Source organism: Cupriavidus sp. H18C2, assembly GCF_049393795.1.
GTDB classification, from domain to species: domain Bacteria; phylum Pseudomonadota; class Gammaproteobacteria; order Burkholderiales; family Burkholderiaceae; genus Cupriavidus; species Cupriavidus pauculus_C.
This window is the reverse complement of sequence record NZ_CP186010.1, coordinates 3,151,032-3,169,614: the sequence shown is the minus strand read 5'-3', so window position 1 is coordinate 3,169,614 and position 18,583 is coordinate 3,151,032. Positions and strand designations below refer to the sequence as shown.

Below are 18,583 nucleotides of genomic sequence, written 5' to 3'. Positions count from 1 at the left end.
CAGCCTGCTCCATCCATCACTGCCCCACCAGCCGGCCCTCTGGCACTTCCCGTGCCCGGTTGCCGTCCAGCAGGCCCAACACCACCTGCAGTGCGAATGTCAGCGCGCCCACCAGGAACACCACGTCGCCAAAGGTGCGGACCCAGCGCAGCGTCTGCAGGATTGGCTGCTGGACGAACGCCTCGCTGCGGGCGTACCAGAGCCCTTCGCTGATGCTGGCCAGTGCCTGGATGATGCCCACCGGCAGCAGGCTGGTGCCGATCATCAGTGCCAGGCCGCCGTTCAGGCCCCAGAACGCGATCGACATCAGGCGCGGGCTCAGCCGGTAGGCTGGCCGCACGTAGCGCAGCACCAGCAGCGTGAAGCCGAGCGCCAGGAAGCCGTAGACGCCGAACAGTGCCGCGTGGGCGTGGACCGGCGTGGTGTTGAGCCCCTGCACGTAGTACAGCGAGATTGGCGGGTTGATCATGAAGCCGAACACGCCGGCGCCGAGCATGTTCCAGAACGCCACGGCCGTGAAGCACATCACCGGCCAGCGCAGGTTGTCCATCCACGGGGCACGAGTCTTGAGGCGCCAGTTTTCCCACGCTTCATGGCCCAGCACGATCAGCGGCATCACCTCCAGCGCCGAGAACGTGGCGCCGATGGCCATCACCGGGGTGGTGGTGCCGGCGAAGTACAGGTGGTGGAACGTGCCCGGAATGCCGCCGAGCATGAACAGCGACGCCGATGCCAGGCTGGCCGCCGTGGCCATCGGGCGCGACACCAGGCCCAGCGTGGAGAAGATGAAGGCCAGCGCGGTGGTGGCGAAGACCTCGAAGAAGCCCTCCACCCACAGGTGGACCACCCACCAGCGCCAGTACTCCATCACCGTCAGGCTGGTGCGCTCGCCGTAGAACAGGCCGGCGCCGTAGAACAGGCCGATGGCGACCACGGACGACGTCAGCAGCGCCAGCAGGTTCTTGTCGCCGCCGTCACGCGCCCGGAAGGCCGGGGCGATGCCGCGCAGCATCAGGACGAGCCAGATCACGATGCCGGCAAACTTGCCGATCTGCCACAGGCGTCCCAGGTCCACATACTCGTAGCCCTGGTGGCCCAGCCAGAAGTTCAGGTGGGCGGGCAGCTTCTGGGCGATGGCGAGGTAGTTGCCGGCGAACGAACCGACCACGACCACCACCAGCGCCCAGAACAGCACGTCGACGCCGAGCCGCTGGTACTTGGGGTCCTTGCCGCCGTTGATCAGCGGCGCCAGGAACAGCCCGGCCGCCAGGAATCCGGTGGCGATCCAGAACAGCGCGCTCTGGATGTGCCAGGTGCGCACCAGCGTGTACGGGAACCACTGCGACACGTCGATCCCGTAGAACTTCTGGCCTTCGACCGTGTAGTGGGCGGTAAAGCCGCCGATCAGCACCTGGAACGCGAACAGCGCCACCACCAGGAACACGTACTTGCCCAGCGCCCGTTGCGACGGCGTGAGCGCGAACGTCGACAGCGGGTCGCGCGCGGGCGGAGGCGGCAGCGGCGACTCCTGGCCGCGCAGGAACGCCCAGGCCCAGATCAGCAGCCCCACGCCGGCCAGCAGCACGACCACGCTGGCCACGGACCAGACCACGTTTTCGGCGGTGGGACGATTGTCGATCAGCGGCTCGTGCGGCCAGTTGTTGGTGTAGGTGGCGGTGTGGCCGGGGCGGTCGGTCGCGGCGGCCCAGGCGGTCCAGAAGAAGAAATGCGTGAGCTGCACGCGACGCTCGGCCGACGGCAGCGTGTTTTCCTTCATCGCAAAGCTCTCGCGGCTGCGGCGGAGCTCCGGGGCGTCGGCAAACAGCCGCTGGTAGTAGTCGGCCGTGATTTCCATGGCCTTGGCGCGGCGGGGCGACACGGTGAGCACGTTCTGGGCGTCCACCTGGTTGCCGCGATATTCGGCCTTCAGATGGGCGCGCAGCGCGGCCTGCTGGCCGGCGTCGAGCGCGGCGAAATCCTGGCCGTGGCGCTCGCGGGCGGCCAGGTCCAGCCAGGCGGTGAGCTCGCGGTGCAGCCAGTCGGCGGTCCAGTCGGGCGCCTGGTAGGCGCCGTGGCCCCAGATCGAGCCGAGCTGCATGCCGCCCACCGATTGCCAGGCGGTCTGGCCGTCGAGGATGTCATCGGCGGTGAACAGCGGGGTGCCGTCGGCGGCCACCACCTGTGCCGGGATCGGCGGCTGCTGCCGGTAGACCTCGGCACCGTAGTAGCCGAGCAGTGCGAACGTGACCGCCAGCACGGCGATCAGCGTGAACCATAGTTTCTTGTAGGGACCCATGATGAAAGCGCGGCAGGGCGCGTGATGAGGGTGTTGATGGTGTGGATGGGGTGCCGGGCGGCGCGGCTCAGTGGCCGCCTGCGGCCCCGCCGCGCACGGCGTTGTCGAACAGCACGTTGTTTTCCAGATGGATGTGTTCCATCAGGTCTTCGCGGAACGTGCGCAGGCCCAGGTAGAGCGCGCGCCAGGTGTTGCAGGCGGCGCGCGGCAGCGTGATGTCGCCGGTCAGTTCGGCCAGCCGCTCCAGCGCGACGCCGTGGTCGTCGTGCTCCATCCGCATGACCGTGATCGGCGCGCCGGCCATGGCGTTCATCCCGCGCGCGAGCATCGGGAACAGCACCTGTTCCTCCTTCTGCATATGGCTCAGCAGCTCCTGATGCATGACGCCCAGGTGATCGGCCAGGCCCACGGGGCAGTCGGGACGGTCGCCATGGACTTCCTCCACCCGGCGCGCCAGCCGGATCAACTCGGGCAACTGCTCGCGGTGGCGCTCGTGGAAGCGGGACAGGATGTGGGCGATCAGCGCGTCGGCGGGGGCGTCGCCCCAGTCCTGGCCGTCGGCCGGTGCCTCGGCCTGCAGCGCCTGGAGCCGCGCCTCGATGGCGGCGGCGTCCAGCCCCCTGGCGTGGGCGGCGTCGCGCAGCGTGTGGGCGCCGCCACAGCAGAAGTCGAGCTGGTAATCGTGGAAGATCTTTGTCGCACCGGGGATGCGGCGGGCCAGTTGGCCCAGGGACTGGTCTTGCATGCTCATGGTTTGCTCCTTCTCAATAGATGCAAGCGTTCCCTGTGCGATTCTCGTGCCCATCGCAAAACTTCAAAGATTCAACGATTTACGTTTCGGTCGGGTATTTGTGACCCCGGCCAGACGTGGTGAATCGAACCTGACGAGGGTGTTTTTAACCATGATCGGCGAGCTACTTCTGGCGGACCTGTGCGCGGACCTGCCGCAGGCCGTGCGGATGCAACGGCTGGTGGGCAGCCTGCGCGCGCATTTCCGCTGCGGCGCGGTGGCGCTGCTGCGGCTGGAGGAAGACCAGTTGCGGCCGGTGGCGGTGGACGGGCTGGTGCGCGACGCGCTGGGGCGCCGCTTTGCCGTGAGCCTGCATCCGCGGCTGGCGGCCATCCTGGCCCGGCGCGGCGTGACCTGCTTTCACCACGACAGCGCGCTGCCCGATCCGTACGACGGGCTGATCGATGCGCACGTGGGCGAGCCGCTGCCGGTGCACGACTGCATGGGCGTGAGCCTGGAGGCCGAGGGCCAGCCGTGGGGCGTGCTGACGCTCGACGCGCTGCAGGTGGGCACCTTTACCGATGCCGCGCAGGTGGACCTGCAGCGGCTGACGCCGCTGGTGGAGGCGGCCATCCGCCTGACGCGGCTGGAGGCCGAGATCCGGGCGCTGCGGCAGGGGCGCATCGACGCGCCGGCCGGCGAGGTGGGACGCGACGAGGGCGAGATCATCGGCCAGAGCCAGGCCATCGCCCATCTGCTGCACGAACTGCGCGTGGTGGCCGATTCGGAACTGCCGGTGCTGCTGCTGGGCGAGACCGGCGTGGGCAAGGAACTGTTTGCGCACCGGCTGCACCGGCTGTCGCGCCGGCGCAATCGGCCGCTGATCCACGTCAACTGCGCGGCGCTGCCCGAATCACTGGCCGAGAGCGAACTGTTCGGCCATGCGCGCGGTGCGTTCTCGGGCGCCACGGGCGAGCGGCCGGGGCGGTTCGAGGCTGCCGATGGCGGCACGCTGTTCCTGGATGAGGTGGGCGAACTGCCGCTGTCGATCCAGGCCAAGCTGCTGCGCACGCTGCAGAACGGCGAGATCCAGCGGCTGGGCAGCGACCGGCCGCGCCGCGTGGACGTGCGCGTGATCGCGGCGACCAACCGCCACCTGCGCGAGCACGTGCGCGACGGGGCGTTCCGGGCCGACCTCTATCACCGGCTGTCGGTCTATCCGATCCCGATCCCGCCGCTGCGCGAGCGCGACAACGACGTGCTGCTGCTGGCCGGCCACTTTCTGGAGCTGAATCGGGCCCGGCTGGGGCTGCGCAGCCTGCGGCTGTCCGCCGCCGCGCAGGACGCGCTGCGCCGCTATCCGTGGCCCGGCAACGTGCGCGAGCTGGAACACGTGATCAGCCGCGCGGCGCTCAAGCGCGTGAGCCGCGGGGCGGACCGCAACGACATCCTGACGCTCGATGCCGACCTGTTCGGCGACCTGTTCGATGTGTCGGACCTGTCGGACCCTGCCCAGCGCGGCGGCTGGGCGCCGTCCGGACCGGCCGAAGGGCCGCTGGCGCCCGTGGTGGTGCCGGAACTGACGCTGCGCCAGGCCGTGGATTCGTGCCAGCGCCGGTGCATCGAACAGGCGCTGCTGGCGCAGGACGGCAACTGGACGCAGGCCGCGCGGCAGCTTGGCGTGGATGCCAGCAACCTGCACAAGCTGGCGCGCCGGCTCGGGTTCAAGCGGGACGACCGACGGCGCGCGGCGGCCTTGCCGGCGCCAGCGCGCGCCGGGGGCCGGCGCTAGCGCGGGCGGTTGTCGACGATGCGGCGCGCCTTGCCCACCGAGCGCTCGACGCCGCCTTCGCCCAGGATCTCGATCCCGGCCGTCACGCCGATGTACGCCTTGATGTCGTGCGCCAGCTGCTCGCGCGCTTGGCCGGCCGCCGCCGGATCGGCACCGTGGGCGCATTCCACGCGCACGGTCAGCGTGTCCAGCGGGCCTTCCTTGCCCAGCACGCACTGGTAGTGCGGCGCCAGCCCGCTGTGCTTGAGGATCAGTTCTTCGATTTGGGACGGAAATACGTTGACGCCGCGCACGATCATCATGTCGTCGGTGCGGCCCGTGATCTTCTCCATGCGGCGGAACGCGGCGCGCGCGGTGCCGGGCAGCAGCCGCGTGAGGTCGCGCGTGCGGTAGCGCACCACCGGCATCGCTTCCTTGGTCAGCGACGTGAATACCAGTTCGCCGAATTCGCCGTCTGGCAGCACCTCGCCGGTGTCGGGGTCGATGATCTCGGGATAGAAATGGTCTTCCCAAATGGTCGGGCCGTCCTTGGTCTCGGCGCACTCGTTGGCCACGCCGGGGCCCATGACCTCGGACAGGCCGTAGATGTCGACGGCCGAGATGCCCATGCGCTTCTCGATGGCCAGCCGCATCTCGGGCGTCCACGGCTCGGCGCCGAAGATGCCGATGCGCAGTGACGTGGATGCCGGGTCGATGCCCTGGCGCTCCAGCTCGTCGGCAATCGCCAGCATGTAGCTGGGCGTCACCATGATGATCTCCGGCCTGAAGTCCTGGATGAGCTGCACCTGCCGCTCGGTCTGGCCGCCGCCGAACGGGATGGCGGTCAGCCCCGCCTTTTCCACGCCGTAGTGGGCGCCCAGCCCGCCCGTGAACAGGCCGTAGCCGTAGCTGATGTGGACCTTGTCGCCGCGGCGGGCGCCTGACGCCCGGATCGAGCGGGCCATGACCGTGGCCCAGGTGTCGATGTCCTGCAGCGTGTAGCCCACCACCGTGGGCTTGCCCGTGGTGCCCGACGAGGCGTGGATGCGGGCGATCCGGTCCTGCGGCACGGCGAACATGCCGAACGGGTAGTTGTCGCGCAGGTCCTGCTTGGTCGTGAACGGAAAGCGCGCCAGGTCGGCCAGCGACTGGACCTGGTCCGGATGCACGCCGGCCTGGTCGAACTTGCGCCGGTAGACGGGCGAATGGTCGTAGGCATGGCGCAGCGACCATTTCAGGCGCTCGAGCTGCAGGGTTTGCAGCGTCTGCCGGCTGGCGGTCTCGATCGGCTCCAGCAGCAGATCGGTCAGGGGCGTACTCATGCGTGTCTCCACGTTTCCGGGATGGTTGCGCTACGTTGGCGCGGGAACGGCGGGGTGCCGGGCGTCAGCCTTCGGCGGGCGGGATCACGTGCCCCTTGATCTGCGCCGACTTGCCGCGGAACATCGCCACCGGCTCGCCGGCGCGGTTGGTCACCTTGATGTCGTACACGCCGTGGCGGCCGGACAGGATCTGCTCCACGGCCTCGGCGGTCAGCACGTCGCCGCCCTGCACGGGCCGCAGGAATTCGATCGCGCAGCCCGACGCCACGGTGTTGATGTTGTGGCTGTTGCAGGCGAACGCGAAGGCCGAATCGGCCAGCGTGAACATCAGCCCGCCGTGGCAAATGGCGTGGCCGTTCAGGAATTCGGGCCGCACGGGCATCGACAGGCGCGCGTAGCCGGGCCGTACTTCCTCGATCACCATGCCCAGCCAGCGGCTACAAGCGTCGGATTCGTACATCGCGTGGGCGGTGGCCTGCGCCAGCGCCTGGGGATCTTGCGTCAAGCGGATCTCCTGGTTGCGGGGGACGGGATCAGGCGCCCTTGAAATGGGGCGCGCGCTTTTGCAGGAAGGCGTTCACGCCTTCCGAGTAATCGTGGGACTGGCCGAGATCGCGCTGCAGGTCGCGCTCCAGGTCTAGCTGGGCGTCGAACGTGTTGGTGGCGCTGGCGTGCATGGCGCGCTTGATGGCGGCCAGCGCGCGGGTGGGCTGGCCGGCCAGGTGCGTGGCGATCGCCATGGCCTGCTCGGGCAGCAGCGGGTCGTCCATCGCTTCCCAGATCAGGCCCCACTTCTCGGCCTCGTCGGCGCTGAGCTTGTCGCCGGTCATTGCCAGGCCAAGGGCCCGGGCCATGCCCAGGCGCTTGGGCAGCAGCCACGTGCCGCCGGAATCGGGCACGAGGCCGATCTTGACGAACGCCTGGATGAAGCTGGCGGAGCGGGCGGCCAGCACGATGTCGCACGCCAGCGCCAGGTTGGCGCCCGCGCCGGCGGCCGTGCCGTTGACGGCGGCAATCACGGGCAGCGGCAGCGCCTGGAGCCGGCGGACCAGCGGGTTAAACCAGGTATCGATCAGCTCGCCGAGGTCGGTGGCGTGGCCGGGCGTGAAATCGAGATCGGCAAGGTCCTGGCCCGCGCAGAAACCGCGGCCGGCGCCGGTCAGCAGCAGCGCGCGGGCCGCGCCGGCTTCGACGTGGTCCAGCGCCTGCACCAGCGCGCGGTGCATGTCGCGCGTGAAACTGTTGAGCTTGTCGGGGCGATTCAGCGTCACGACGGCCACGTCGCCCTGCCAGCGCAGCAGGATCGGGCCGGCTTCGAGCGTGGTGCGCACGGCGGCTTGCGCCGGGGTCGGGGGCATGGGGGTCTCCTGCGCCATGTTGGGTCTCCTGGTCCGGGGTGTGGATCGACTGCCACGCGGGGTGCTTCGCACATTGTAGATAGCGTGCGGCGCCCGTTAAATTAACCGACCAGTCGGTCGGCAAATAGTAGTGGGGAAGAGGGCGCGGCGCAAGAGGTGTCGGCCCGCCTTGACCGTGGCAGGGTGGCGGGCGAGTATCGACCCGCAGATCGGCCCGTCGCATCGCCGGGCCGATTCCATTCATCGCAAGGAGAAGACATGTCGTACGAGAACATCCTGGTGGAGACCCGCGGCCGGGTGGGGCTGGTGACGCTGAACCGGCCCAAGGCGCTCAACGCGCTCAACGACGCGCTGATGGACGAACTGGGCGCCGCGCTGACGGCGTTCGACCAGGACGACGGGATCGGCTGCATCGTCATCACCGGCAGCGAGCGGGCGTTCGCGGCGGGGGCCGATATCGGCATGATGGCCAGGTACTCTTATATGGATGTCTACAAGGGCGACTACATTACGCGCAACTGGGAGACCATCCGCCGCATCCGCAAGCCCGTGATTGCCGCGGTGGGCGGCTACGCGCTGGGCGGCGGCTGCGAACTGGCGATGATGTGCGACATCGTGATCGCGGCAGAAAGCGCAAAGTTCGGCCAGCCTGAGGTGAAGCTGGGCACCATGCCCGGCGCCGGCGGCACACAGCGGCTGCCGCGCGCGGTATCCAAGGCCAAGGCGATGGACCTGTGCCTGACCGCCCGGATGATGGACGCGGCCGAGGCCGAGCGGGCGGGACTGGTATCGCGCGTGGTGCCGGCGGACAAGCTGGTGGACGAAGCGGTCGCCGCGGCGGAGACCATCGCCGGCTATTCGCTGCCCGTGGTGATGATGATCAAGGAATCGGTCAACGCGGCCTATGAGACCACGCTGAACGAAGGCGTGCGATTCGAGCGTCGGCTGTTCCATTCCACCTTCGCCACCGAGGACCAGAAGGAGGGGATGGCTGCGTTTGTGGAGAAACGCGCACCCAACTTCACCCATCGGTAATAGTTGAGTCAGGGAATACCCGAGGATAGCGCGGGGGTATTATGCGGCCCGGCAAATGTTTGTCGGGCCGATTTTCCTTATCGATCAAGGGTTTGAATGAGGGCGCGAACATTCTCCGCCCCAGGTTCGTGACATACGTGTTGCAAAGCGCGCCGATCGGGCCTAATATTCGCCCCCTCGCAACACAAACCGCGCTGCAAACGCAGCAGCGACAAGGGTTGCGGGGTCGATGGGGGTTGGAGTTGGCGAGGTTTGCCAGCGCCGGCCGGCAGAAAAAAGTTCTGCGAAACCTGTTGACGAAACGTTGAATGCTCTGCATAATCTCGTTTCTCCGCTGCGACGAAATACGCAGCGACAGCGAACGGCGAAGCCGGCCCGCTGAAGTTCTTTAACAACCAAACAACCGATAAGTGTGGGCGCTTGATGGCGAACGCCGCCGGGGACTTCGGGTTCCTGGTGTTGCTTCAACAGTATCAAGTGCTCGCACAGTAAAACATGTTGGTTTGGCTCTTCGGGGTCAAGCCAGTCAGTTTTCTGAGAGTGAGCGACCGCTCGAAAGAGCGAGCCCTTCGGGGCACACAGAGATTGAACTGAAGAGTTTGATCCTGGCTCAGATTGAACGCTGGCGGCATGCCTTACACATGCAAGTCGAACGGCAGCGCGGACTTCGGTCTGGCGGCGAGTGGCGAACGGGTGAGTAATACATCGGAACGTACCCTGTTGTGGGGGATAACTAGTCGAAAGATTAGCTAATACCGCATACGACCTGAGGGTGAAAGCGGGGGACCGCAAGGCCTCGCGCAGCAGGAGCGGCCGATGTCTGATTAGCTAGTTGGTGGGGTAAAGGCTCACCAAGGCGACGATCAGTAGCTGGTCTGAGAGGACGATCAGCCACACTGGGACTGAGACACGGCCCAGACTCCTACGGGAGGCAGCAGTGGGGAATTTTGGACAATGGGGGCAACCCTGATCCAGCAATGCCGCGTGTGTGAAGAAGGCCTTCGGGTTGTAAAGCACTTTTGTCCGGAAAGAAAACGTTCTGGTTAATACCTGGGGCGGATGACGGTACCGGAAGAATAAGCACCGGCTAACTACGTGCCAGCAGCCGCGGTAATACGTAGGGTGCGAGCGTTAATCGGAATTACTGGGCGTAAAGCGTGCGCAGGCGGTTTTGTAAGACAGGCGTGAAATCCCCGGGCTTAACCTGGGAATTGCGCTTGTGACTGCAAGGCTAGAGTGCGTCAGAGGGGGGTAGAATTCCACGTGTAGCAGTGAAATGCGTAGAGATGTGGAGGAATACCGATGGCGAAGGCAGCCCCCTGGGACGTGACTGACGCTCATGCACGAAAGCGTGGGGAGCAAACAGGATTAGATACCCTGGTAGTCCACGCCCTAAACGATGTCAACTAGTTGTTGGGGATTCATTTTCTCAGTAACGTAGCTAACGCGTGAAGTTGACCGCCTGGGGAGTACGGTCGCAAGATTAAAACTCAAAGGAATTGACGGGGACCCGCACAAGCGGTGGATGATGTGGATTAATTCGATGCAACGCGAAAAACCTTACCTACCCTTGACATGCCACTAACGAAGCAGAGATGCATTAGGTGCCCGAAAGGGAAAGTGGACACAGGTGCTGCATGGCTGTCGTCAGCTCGTGTCGTGAGATGTTGGGTTAAGTCCCGCAACGAGCGCAACCCTTATCTTTAGTTGCTACGAAAGGGCACTCTAGAGAGACTGCCGGTGACAAACCGGAGGAAGGTGGGGATGACGTCAAGTCCTCATGGCCCTTATGGGTAGGGCTTCACACGTCATACAATGGTGCGTACAGAGGGTTGCCAACCCGCGAGGGGGAGCTAATCCCAGAAAACGCATCGTAGTCCGGATCGCAGTCTGCAACTCGACTGCGTGAAGCTGGAATCGCTAGTAATCGCGGATCAGCATGCCGCGGTGAATACGTTCCCGGGTCTTGTACACACCGCCCGTCACACCATGGGAGTGGGTTTTGCCAGAAGTAGTTAGCCTAACCGCAAGGAGGGCGATTACCACGGCAGGGTTCATGACTGGGGTGAAGTCGTAACAAGGTAGCCGTATCGGAAGGTGCGGCTGGATCACCTCCTTTCCAGAGGCTTGTGTTCACAAGTCAAGCGTCCACACTTATCGGTTTGTTTGAGTGTTACAGCCAAGGGTCTGTAGCTCAGGTGGTTAGAGCACCGTCTTGATAAGGCGGGGGTCGTAGGTTCAAGTCCTACCAGACCCACCAAGTTATCCGGGGGATTAGCTCAGCTGGGAGAGCACCTGCTTTGCAAGCAGGGGGTCGTCGGTTCGATCCCGTCATCCTCCACCACTTACCTTGGGGTAGTTGTCAAAGAGAAGCGCTCGGTTGCGAGTGTTTGTCTTTGGCTGTTGCCATCGAGCATGTTTGCTCGGCTGTTCTTTAACAATATGGGATGTAGTAAAGGTGTCGCGAGTGCGTTGATGAGGCGTGCTGCAGTACGCGATACCGGGTTGTGATTGTATCAACCAAAATGTATTTAAGTGATCGAAAGATGACTTGGAATACGGCACAAACGCGAGAACTCAGACCTGTAATGGATGTGGAGACACACTCGTTATAGGGTCAAGCGAACAAGTGCATGTGGTGGATGCCTTGGCGATCACAGGCGATGAAGGACGCGGTAGCCTGCGAAAAGCTTCGGGGAGCTGGCAAACGAGCTTTGATCCGGAGATGTCCGAATGGGGAAACCCGGCCCGTATGGGTCATCCCTTGCTGAATACATAGGCAAGGGAAGCGAACGCGGCGAACTGAAACATCTAAGTAGCTGCAGGAACAGAAATCAACCGAGATTCCCAAAGTAGTGGCGAACGAAATGGGAAGAGCCTTGTACTCTTTAGCAGCATTGTTAGCAGAACGGGATGGAAAGCCCGGCCATAGCAGGTGATAGCCCTGTATGCGAAAACAGCGTTGTGGAACTAGGTGTACGACAAGTAGGGCGGGACACGTGAAATCCTGTCTGAAGATGGGGGGACCATCCTCCAAGGCTAAATACTCGTGATCGACCGATAGTGAACCAGTACCGTGAGGGAAAGGCGAAAAGAACCCCGGGAGGGGAGTGAAATAGATCCTGAAACCGCATGCATACAAACAGTCGGAGCCTGGCAACGGGTGACGGCGTACCTTTTGTATAATGGGTCAGCGACTTACATTCAGTGGCAAGCTTAACCGATTAGGGAAGGCGTAGCGAAAGCGAGTCCGAACAGGGCGTTGAGTCGCTGGGTGTAGACCCGAAACCAGATGATCTATCCATGGCCAGGTTGAAGGTGCGGTAACACGTACTGGAGGACCGAACCCACTAACGTTGAAAAGTTAGGGGATGAGCTGTGGATAGGGGTGAAAGGCTAAACAAATCTGGAAATAGCTGGTTCTCTCCGAAAACTATTTAGGTAGTGCCTCGTGTCTCACCTTCGGGGGTAGAGCACTGTCATGGTTGGGGGGTCTATTGCTGATTACCCCGCCATAGCAAACTCCGAATACCGAAGAGTGCAATCACGGGAGACAGACATCGGGTGCTAACGTCCGGTGTCAAGAGGGAAACAACCCAGACCGCCAGCTAAGGTCCCCAAGATTGGCTAAGTGGGAAACGAAGTGGGAAGGCTAAAACAGTCAGGAGGTTGGCTTAGAAGCAGCCACCCTTTAAAGAAAGCGTAATAGCTCACTGATCGAGTCGTCCTGCGCGGAAGATGTAACGGGGCTAAGCCAGTCACCGAAGCTGCGGACGCGCGCAAGCGCGTGGTAGGAGAGCGTTCTGTAAGCCTGTGAAGGTGTCTTGTAAAGGATGCTGGAGGTATCAGAAGTGCGAATGCTGACATGAGTAGCGATAAAGGGGGTGAAAGGCCCCCTCGCCGTAAGCCCAAGGTTTCCTACGCAACGTTCATCGGCGTAGGGTGAGTCGGCCCCTAAGGCGAGGCAGAGATGCGTAGCTGATGGGAAGCAGGTTAATATTCCTGCACCGTCGTATGATGCGATGGGGGGACGGATCGCGGAAGGTTGTCCGGGTGTTGGAAGTCCCGGTCCCTGCATTGGAGAAGGCGCTTAGGCAAATCCGGGCGCGGAATTCAAGGATGCGGGGCGAGCGGCCTAGTGCTGCGAAGCAATTGGAAGTGGTTCCAAGAAAAGCCTCTAAGCTTCAGTCATACGAGACCGTACCGCAAACCGACACAGGTGGGCGAGATGAGTATTCTAAGGCGCTTGAGAGAACTCGGGAGAAGGAACTCGGCAAATTGGTACCGTAACTTCGGGATAAGGTACGCCCTGGTAGCTTGACTGGCCTGCGCCAGAAGGGTGAAGGGGTTGCAATAAAATGGTGGCTGCGACTGTTTAATAAAAACACAGCACTCTGCAAACACGAAAGTGGACGTATAGGGTGTGACGCCTGCCCGGTGCCGGAAGATTAAATGATGGGGTGCAAGCTCTTGATTGAAGTCCCGGTAAACGGCGGCCGTAACTATAACGGTCCTAAGGTAGCGAAATTCCTTGTCGGGTAAGTTCCGACCTGCACGAATGGCGTAACGATGGCCACACTGTCTCCTCCCGAGACTCAGCGAAGTTGAAGTGTTTGTGATGATGCAATCTCCCCGCGGCTAGACGGACAGACCCCATGAACCTTTACTGTAGCTTTGCATTGGACTTTGAACCGATCTGTGTAGGATAGGTGGGAGGCTTTGAAGCGTGGACGCTAGTTCACGTGGAGCCGTCCTTGAAATACCACCCTGGTTTGTTTGAGGTTCTAACCTTGGCCCGTGAATCCGGGTCGGGGACAGTGCATGGTAGGCAGTTTGACTGGGGCGGTCTCCTCCCAAAGTGTAACGGAGGAGTTCGAAGGTACGCTTGGTACGGTCGGACATCGTACCTAAAGTGCAATGGCAAAAGCGTGCTTAACTGCGAGACCGACAAGTCGAGCAGGTGCGAAAGCAGGACATAGTGATCCGGTGGTTCTGAATGGAAGGGCCATCGCTCAACGGATAAAAGGTACTCTGGGGATAACAGGCTGATACCGCCCAAGAGTTCATATCGACGGCGGTGTTTGGCACCTCGATGTCGGCTCATCTCATCCTGGGGCTGTAGCCGGTCCCAAGGGTATGGCTGTTCGCCATTTAAAGAGGTACGTGAGCTGGGTTTAAAACGTCGTGAGACAGTTTGGTCCCTATCTGCCGTGGGCGTTGGAATCTTGACGGGGGCTGCTCCTAGTACGAGAGGACCGGAGTGGACGTACCGCTGGTGTACCTGTTGTCTCGCCAGAGGCATCGCAGGGTAGCTATGTACGGAAGAGATAACCGCTGAAAGCATCTAAGCGGGAAACTCGCCTGAAGATGAGGATTCCCTGGAGGCTTGACCTCCTTGAAGGGTCGTTCGAGACCAGGACGTTGATAGGCTGGGTGTGGAAGCGCAGTAATGCGTTAAGCTAACCAGTACTAATTGCCCGTAAGGCTTGATCCTATAACCAGTGTGTTTTACCTGGTGTTCCGCTGTGCCACAGGCATACAGCACAACCCCATATCTTTACTACACCCAGATTCGCCCGCGCTGACCACACGTCAGCGCCGGCAACCCCTCATGCCTGGTGACCATAGCGAGTTGGAACCACCCCTTCCCATCCCGAACAGGACCGTGAAACGACTTTGCGCCGATGATAGTGCGGACTACCCGTGTGAAAGTAGGTCATCGCCAGGCTCTTATACCCAGAACCCCCAAGCCCAAAAGCTTGGGGGTTTTGCTTTGGCAGCGGCGGTTTTGCGATCCGTCATGTTGCCTGTTGTTTTCAGGGTACCGGAGCATTCCGGCGCCCCGAGGCATCTGATATGTTCTCGCTCAAGCGCTGAAAAATTCAGCACGAAGCAGTCTGCAAGACCAAAAGCCTCGGCGCCGAATAGCCAGGAACTTGGGATTTCGACGAACGGGTAAGTATCAGGGTCCGGGGGGTATCGTGGCCATGAAGTTTCGGCCAGCATTGGCTTGTTTGGTGAGCGTGGTCGCGCTTGCCGGTTGTGCATCCACGTCGGTCGTGTCGACCGATTCGTCCAAAATGGCTGCCGTTTCCGATGGAAACTGCGCGGCGTTCAAGGGGAAGGGCCTGTTGCAGGCCGCCGCATCCCCCATCCCGACTGATCCGCTCGAGCTGGCCAATCGCATCGCGAAGTCCGGCGCGGAGGCCGACGCCGGTGGCGATGGCGAAGCGGAAGCCGATCCGGCTTCGCTACCGCTGCTGTCGCACCTGCCGCTGTTCTCGGCAGGCTCGGGTCCGATGGTCCAGCCCTCCGGCTGGCACCCGTGGACCGTCAATCGCAACAAGCTGCCCACCCGCTATTCGCTGACCGAAGATGACCGGCGCCTGGTGCTTCATGCCCAGGCCGACGCTTCGGCATCCGGCCTCTATGTGCCGCTCGTCCAGCGCGATCCGGGCACGTTGCGATGGATGTGGAAGACCAGCGACGTCATCCGTGTCGCCGACAACGCCGTCAGCCATCGCGAAGACGCGCCGCTACGGATTTTCGTGGCGTTCGACGGAGATCGGACCACGTTGTCGCTGAAAGACCAGTTGATGTACGAGATGGCGCGCATCACGACGGGGCGGGAGATGCCCTATGCCACGCTGATGTACATCTGGGCCGGCAAGCGCCCGCCCGGTACTGTCCTGAACAATCCGCACACCGACCGCGTGCGCATGATCGTCGTCGATTCCGGCACGCGCCACACCAAGGAATGGCGTTGCCACGAGCGTGACCTGCGTGCCGACTACCGCAAGGCGTTTGGCGCCGATCCGGGCAAGGTGCTCGCGGTGGGGCTGATGACCGATACCGACAACACCAAGAGCCGCGCGGAAGCCTGGTACGGCGACATCGCCATCGACTGAGCGACGGGCGCCACGCAAGGGCGGCCAGCCGGCCGTCCCGTGATCAGGCTGGCGCCAGCCACTTCTCCACCAGCTTGACGAAGAACGTCGAGCCCACCGGCAGCAGTTCGTCGTTGAAGTCGTAGCTCGGGTTGTGCAGCATGCAGGGCCCCATGCCGTGGCCGGCCTCGCGGTGCCCGCCTTCGCCGTTGCCGATGAACAGGTAGCAGCCCGGCTTTTCCTGCAGCATGAACGAGAAATCCTCGGCGCCCATGGTCGGCTCGACGTTGCCGTCAACGTTCTCCGCGCCCACCAGCTCGCTTGCAATCTCCACCGCAAACGCCGCCTCGGCCGCGCTGTTGATGGTCGGCGGGTAGTTGCGGCGGAATTCGAAGTCGATGGTGCAATCGAACGCCTGCGCCACGGCCCGGGCAACCTCTTCCATGCGCCGCTCGATCAGGTCCAGCACCTCCACGGTGAACGTGCGCACGGTGCCGCCCAGCCAGGCTTCGTTCGGAACGATGTTCGTCGCGTCGCCGGCGTGGAACTGGGTGACCGAGATCACGGCCGTGTCGATCGGCCGCTTGTTGCGCGTGATGATGCCCTGCAGTGCCGACACGATCTGCGCGCCCGTGAACACCGGGTCGCAGCCATTGTGCGGCATCGCGGCGTGGGCGCCCTTGCCGCGCACGGTGATGCGGAATTCGTTGCTCGATGCCATCAGCGGGCCGGCCGTCGTGCCGAACGACCCCACCGGCATGCCGGGCCAGTTGTGCATGCCGAACACGGCGTCGCACGGAAACCGCTCGAACAGGCCGTCCTTGATCATCTCGCGCGCGCCGCCGCCGCCTTCCTCGGCCGGCTGGAAGATCAGGTGCACGGTGCCGTCGAAGTTGCGGTGCTCGGCCAGGTAACGCGCGGCGCCCAGCAGCATCGCGGTGTGGCCGTCGTGGCCGCACGCGTGCATCTTGCCGGCGTGCTGCGACCGATGGCCGAAGGTGTTGGCTTCCTGCAGCGGCAGCGCGTCCATGTCGGCGCGCAGGCCGATGGCCCGCTTGCTGCTGCCGTTGCGAATCACGCCGACCAGGCCGGTCGTGCCGAGTCCGCGATGGACCTCGATGCCCCACGATTCCAGGTTCTGCGCCACCACATCGGCGGTGCGCTGCTCCTCGAAACACAGTTCGGGATGCGCGTGGATGTCGCGTCGGATGGTGCGGATTTCGGCTTGCGCCTGCAGGATTTCGGGAATGAGCTTCATGATGCCGGTCCAGGCAAGTGGGGCGATTGGATACCCCGATCATACGACGGCTATCGCAGAAGCGCCAAAACAAGGCGTTCCGCGCACCCGGCCGCTCGCGCGCGTGCATTGCAGCATCGCGCGTGCACTGCCTGGCGGGTGGGTTTCCCCGCATGGCGGCGGGCCGGCACTGCTGGAACAGTTCATGCTTGAAGTGCCCGGCCGGTCGCGCGCCACGTTGCCCTGCACGGATGCCGCACCAAAATGCGGCCCGACGCAACGCTCCCGCGCGGCCGATCCTAAACGTCATTTCAAGTCCCACAGGGAGAATCGCGCGATGTCCCTTCGTCACGTCAAGAAGGCTGTCGGCAAGGCCGTCGGTATGGCCCTGCTGACCGGCGCCCTCGGCTTCGGCCTGGCCGCACAGGCCCAGGCGGCCGATCTGAAGATCGCCATGAGTTCGCCGCCGACCTCAATGGATCCGCATTTCTATAACCTCTTCTCGAACATCAACGTGTCCGAGCACGTGTTCGAATCGCTGATCAAGCTCGATCCGGACAGCAAGGTCGTGCCCGGCCTGGCCGAGTCCTGGAAGCTGGTGAACAACCTCACGTGGGAATTCAAGCTGCGCCGCGGCGTGAAGTGGCACGACGGCACCGAACTGACCACCGAGGACGTCGCCTGGTCGCTGGACCGCCCGGCCACCATTGTCAACAGCCCCGGCAAGTTCGACGTCTACACCAAGGCGATCATCAACAAGAAGATCATTGACAAGTACACGATCCAGCTCACCACCAACCAGCCGTACCCGTTGATGCTGAACGACCTGACGTCGGTGTTCATGGTCCAGAAGAAAGCCACGCAGGGCCTGTCCTCCGACGACTTCGCGCAGGGCAAGGGCATGATCGGCACCGGCCCGTTCAAGTTCGTCAGCTACGCGCGCGACGACCGGGTGGAACTGGTGCGCAACCCCGACTACTGGGGCGCCAAGCCGGCCTGGGACAAGGTGACGCTGCGCTTCATCCCGAACCCGGCCACGCGGCTGGCGGCGCTGCTGTCCGGCGACGTGCAGGCCATCGAGAACGTGCCGACGCCCGACCTGCCCAAGGTGCGCAACGACCCGAAGCTGTCGTTCTTCTCCAAGATCTCGCACCGCGTGATCTACCTGTACTTCGACGTCAAGCGCGACAAGTCGCCGTTCGTGACGACGAAGGAAGGCCAGCCGATGGACAAGAACCCGCTGAAGGACGCGCGCGTGCGCATCGCCATCAGCACGGCCATCAACCGCCAGGGCATCAAGGACCGGCTGATGGAAGGGCTGTCGGAGCCGACCAACAACCTCGTGCCACCCACGCTGTTCGGCCACAACCCGCAGCTCAAGACGCTCAAGTACGACCCGGAGGCGGCCAAGAAGATGCTGGCCGACGCGGGCTACCCCAACGGCTTCGGGCTGACGCTCCACACGCCGAACAACCGCTACGTCAACGATGAGAAGATTGCCCAGACCATCGCCCAGAACCTGACGCGGATCGGCATTAACACCAAGGTGGAAGGCATGCCGATGGCCACGTACTCGTCGAAGGCGATCAAGCGCGAGTGGTCGTTCGGCCTGGTCGGCTGGGGCGCCCAGACCGGCGAGGTCAGCTCGCCGCTGCGCGCGCTGGTGGCCTGCGAGGACGCCAAGAAGGGCTTCGGCACGACCAACTGGGGCGAGTACTGCAATCCGAAGATGGATGCGGTGCTGGAAAAGGCGCTGGCGACGGTGGACGACACCGAGCGCTCCAAGCTGCTGCAGGAGGCCACGGCCATCGTCGTGCTGGACGGCGGCATCATCCCGGTCCACCATCAGGTGACCACGTGGGCCACGCAGAAGGGCATCACGTACGTGCCGCGTACCGACGAGCGCACCTACGCGCACCTGTTCAAGCCGGCCCAGTAAGCAGGCGG

10 protein-coding genes, 2 tRNA genes and 3 rRNA genes are annotated in these 18,583 nt (G+C 63.5%); 9 read left to right on the top strand and 6 right to left on the bottom strand.

Going from position 1 to position 18,583, the window contains the following annotated elements; genetic code table 11:
• Window positions 1-16: 16 nt before the first annotated feature.
• Complete coding sequence (locus EPAKOI_RS14350) at window positions 17-2,296, bottom strand: nitric-oxide reductase large subunit (RefSeq protein WP_423192472.1); 2,280 nt, start codon at window positions 2,294-2,296, stop codon at window positions 17-19.
• A 67-nt stretch (window positions 2,297-2,363) separates the two neighbouring features.
• Complete coding sequence (gene ytfE / locus EPAKOI_RS14345; RefSeq protein ID WP_423192471.1) at window positions 2,364-3,047, bottom strand: iron-sulfur cluster repair protein YtfE; 684 nt, start codon at window positions 3,045-3,047, stop codon at window positions 2,364-2,366.
• A gap of 151 nt (window positions 3,048-3,198) precedes the next feature.
• Here ytfE and norR point away from each other — a divergent pair, with 151 nt between their 5' ends.
• Window positions 3,199-4,818 (top strand): nitric oxide reductase transcriptional regulator NorR, encoded by a 1,620-nt coding sequence (norR, locus tag EPAKOI_RS14340; protein WP_423192470.1) that lies wholly within the window; start codon window positions 3,199-3,201, stop codon window positions 4,816-4,818.
• Here the strand turns inward: norR and paaK are convergent.
• The 3 genes from paaK to paaG form a co-directional block, all read right to left on the bottom strand.
• Entirely contained in the window at window positions 4,815-6,119 is a 1,305-nt protein-coding gene (paaK, locus tag EPAKOI_RS14335) for a phenylacetate--CoA ligase PaaK (protein ID WP_423192469.1), read from the bottom strand. The genes norR and paaK overlap by 4 nt on opposite strands.
• A 64-nt stretch (window positions 6,120-6,183) precedes the next feature.
• On the bottom strand, window positions 6,184-6,624 hold the full coding sequence (gene paaI / locus EPAKOI_RS14330; protein WP_423192468.1) for a hydroxyphenylacetyl-CoA thioesterase PaaI: 441 nt from the start codon (window positions 6,622-6,624) through the stop codon (window positions 6,184-6,186).
• A gap of 28 nt (window positions 6,625-6,652) precedes the next feature.
• Window positions 6,653-7,495: a 2-(1,2-epoxy-1,2-dihydrophenyl)acetyl-CoA isomerase PaaG gene (gene paaG, locus EPAKOI_RS14325; protein WP_313840038.1), complete on the bottom strand. Its 843-nt coding sequence runs from the start codon at window positions 7,493-7,495 to the stop codon at window positions 6,653-6,655.
• A gap of 240 nt (window positions 7,496-7,735) precedes the next feature.
• Between paaG and EPAKOI_RS14320 the strand changes: the two genes are divergently transcribed.
• The 7 genes from EPAKOI_RS14320 to EPAKOI_RS14290 all read left to right on the top strand — a co-directional run bounded on the left by EPAKOI_RS14320 (window position 7,736) and on the right by EPAKOI_RS14290 (window position 15,420).
• On the top strand, window positions 7,736-8,512 hold the full coding sequence (locus EPAKOI_RS14320) for an enoyl-CoA hydratase (RefSeq protein WP_124683175.1): 777 nt from the start codon (window positions 7,736-7,738) through the stop codon (window positions 8,510-8,512).
• A 587-nt stretch (window positions 8,513-9,099) separates the two neighbouring features.
• A 16S ribosomal RNA gene (locus tag EPAKOI_RS14315) occupies window positions 9,100-10,631 on the top strand.
• 64 nt (window positions 10,632-10,695) lie between these two features.
• Window positions 10,696-10,772: transfer RNA gene (locus EPAKOI_RS14310), tRNA-Ile, on the top strand.
• An 8-nt stretch (window positions 10,773-10,780) separates the two neighbouring features.
• A tRNA-Ala gene (locus tag EPAKOI_RS14305) sits at window positions 10,781-10,856 on the top strand.
• A 271-nt stretch (window positions 10,857-11,127) separates the two neighbouring features.
• Window positions 11,128-14,006, top strand: a 23S ribosomal RNA gene (locus tag EPAKOI_RS14300).
• Between the two features lie 120 nt (window positions 14,007-14,126).
• A 5S ribosomal RNA gene (gene rrf, locus EPAKOI_RS14295) occupies window positions 14,127-14,240 on the top strand.
• Together the 16S, 23S and 5S rRNA genes with 2 tRNA genes alongside form the textbook arrangement of a ribosomal RNA operon.
• A gap of 253 nt (window positions 14,241-14,493) precedes the next feature.
• On the top strand, window positions 14,494-15,420 hold the full coding sequence (locus EPAKOI_RS14290) for a DUF3047 domain-containing protein (RefSeq protein ID WP_423192467.1): 927 nt from the start codon (window positions 14,494-14,496) through the stop codon (window positions 15,418-15,420).
• A 43-nt stretch (window positions 15,421-15,463) separates the two neighbouring features.
• On the opposite strand, the gene EPAKOI_RS14285 is transcribed toward EPAKOI_RS14290, so the two are convergent.
• Window positions 15,464-16,657: a M20 aminoacylase family protein gene (locus tag EPAKOI_RS14285; RefSeq protein ID WP_423192466.1), complete on the bottom strand. Its 1,194-nt coding sequence runs from the start codon at window positions 16,655-16,657 to the stop codon at window positions 15,464-15,466.
• Window positions 16,658-16,973: 316 nt separating this feature from the next.
• On the opposite strand from EPAKOI_RS14285, the gene EPAKOI_RS14280 reads away from it, so the two are divergent.
• Window positions 16,974-18,575 carry an ABC transporter substrate-binding protein gene (locus EPAKOI_RS14280; RefSeq protein ID WP_124683177.1) on the top strand — a complete coding sequence of 534 codons (1,602 nt, stop codon included), beginning with the start codon at window positions 16,974-16,976 and terminating at the stop codon, window positions 18,573-18,575.
• Window positions 18,576-18,583: the final 8 nt, after the last annotated feature.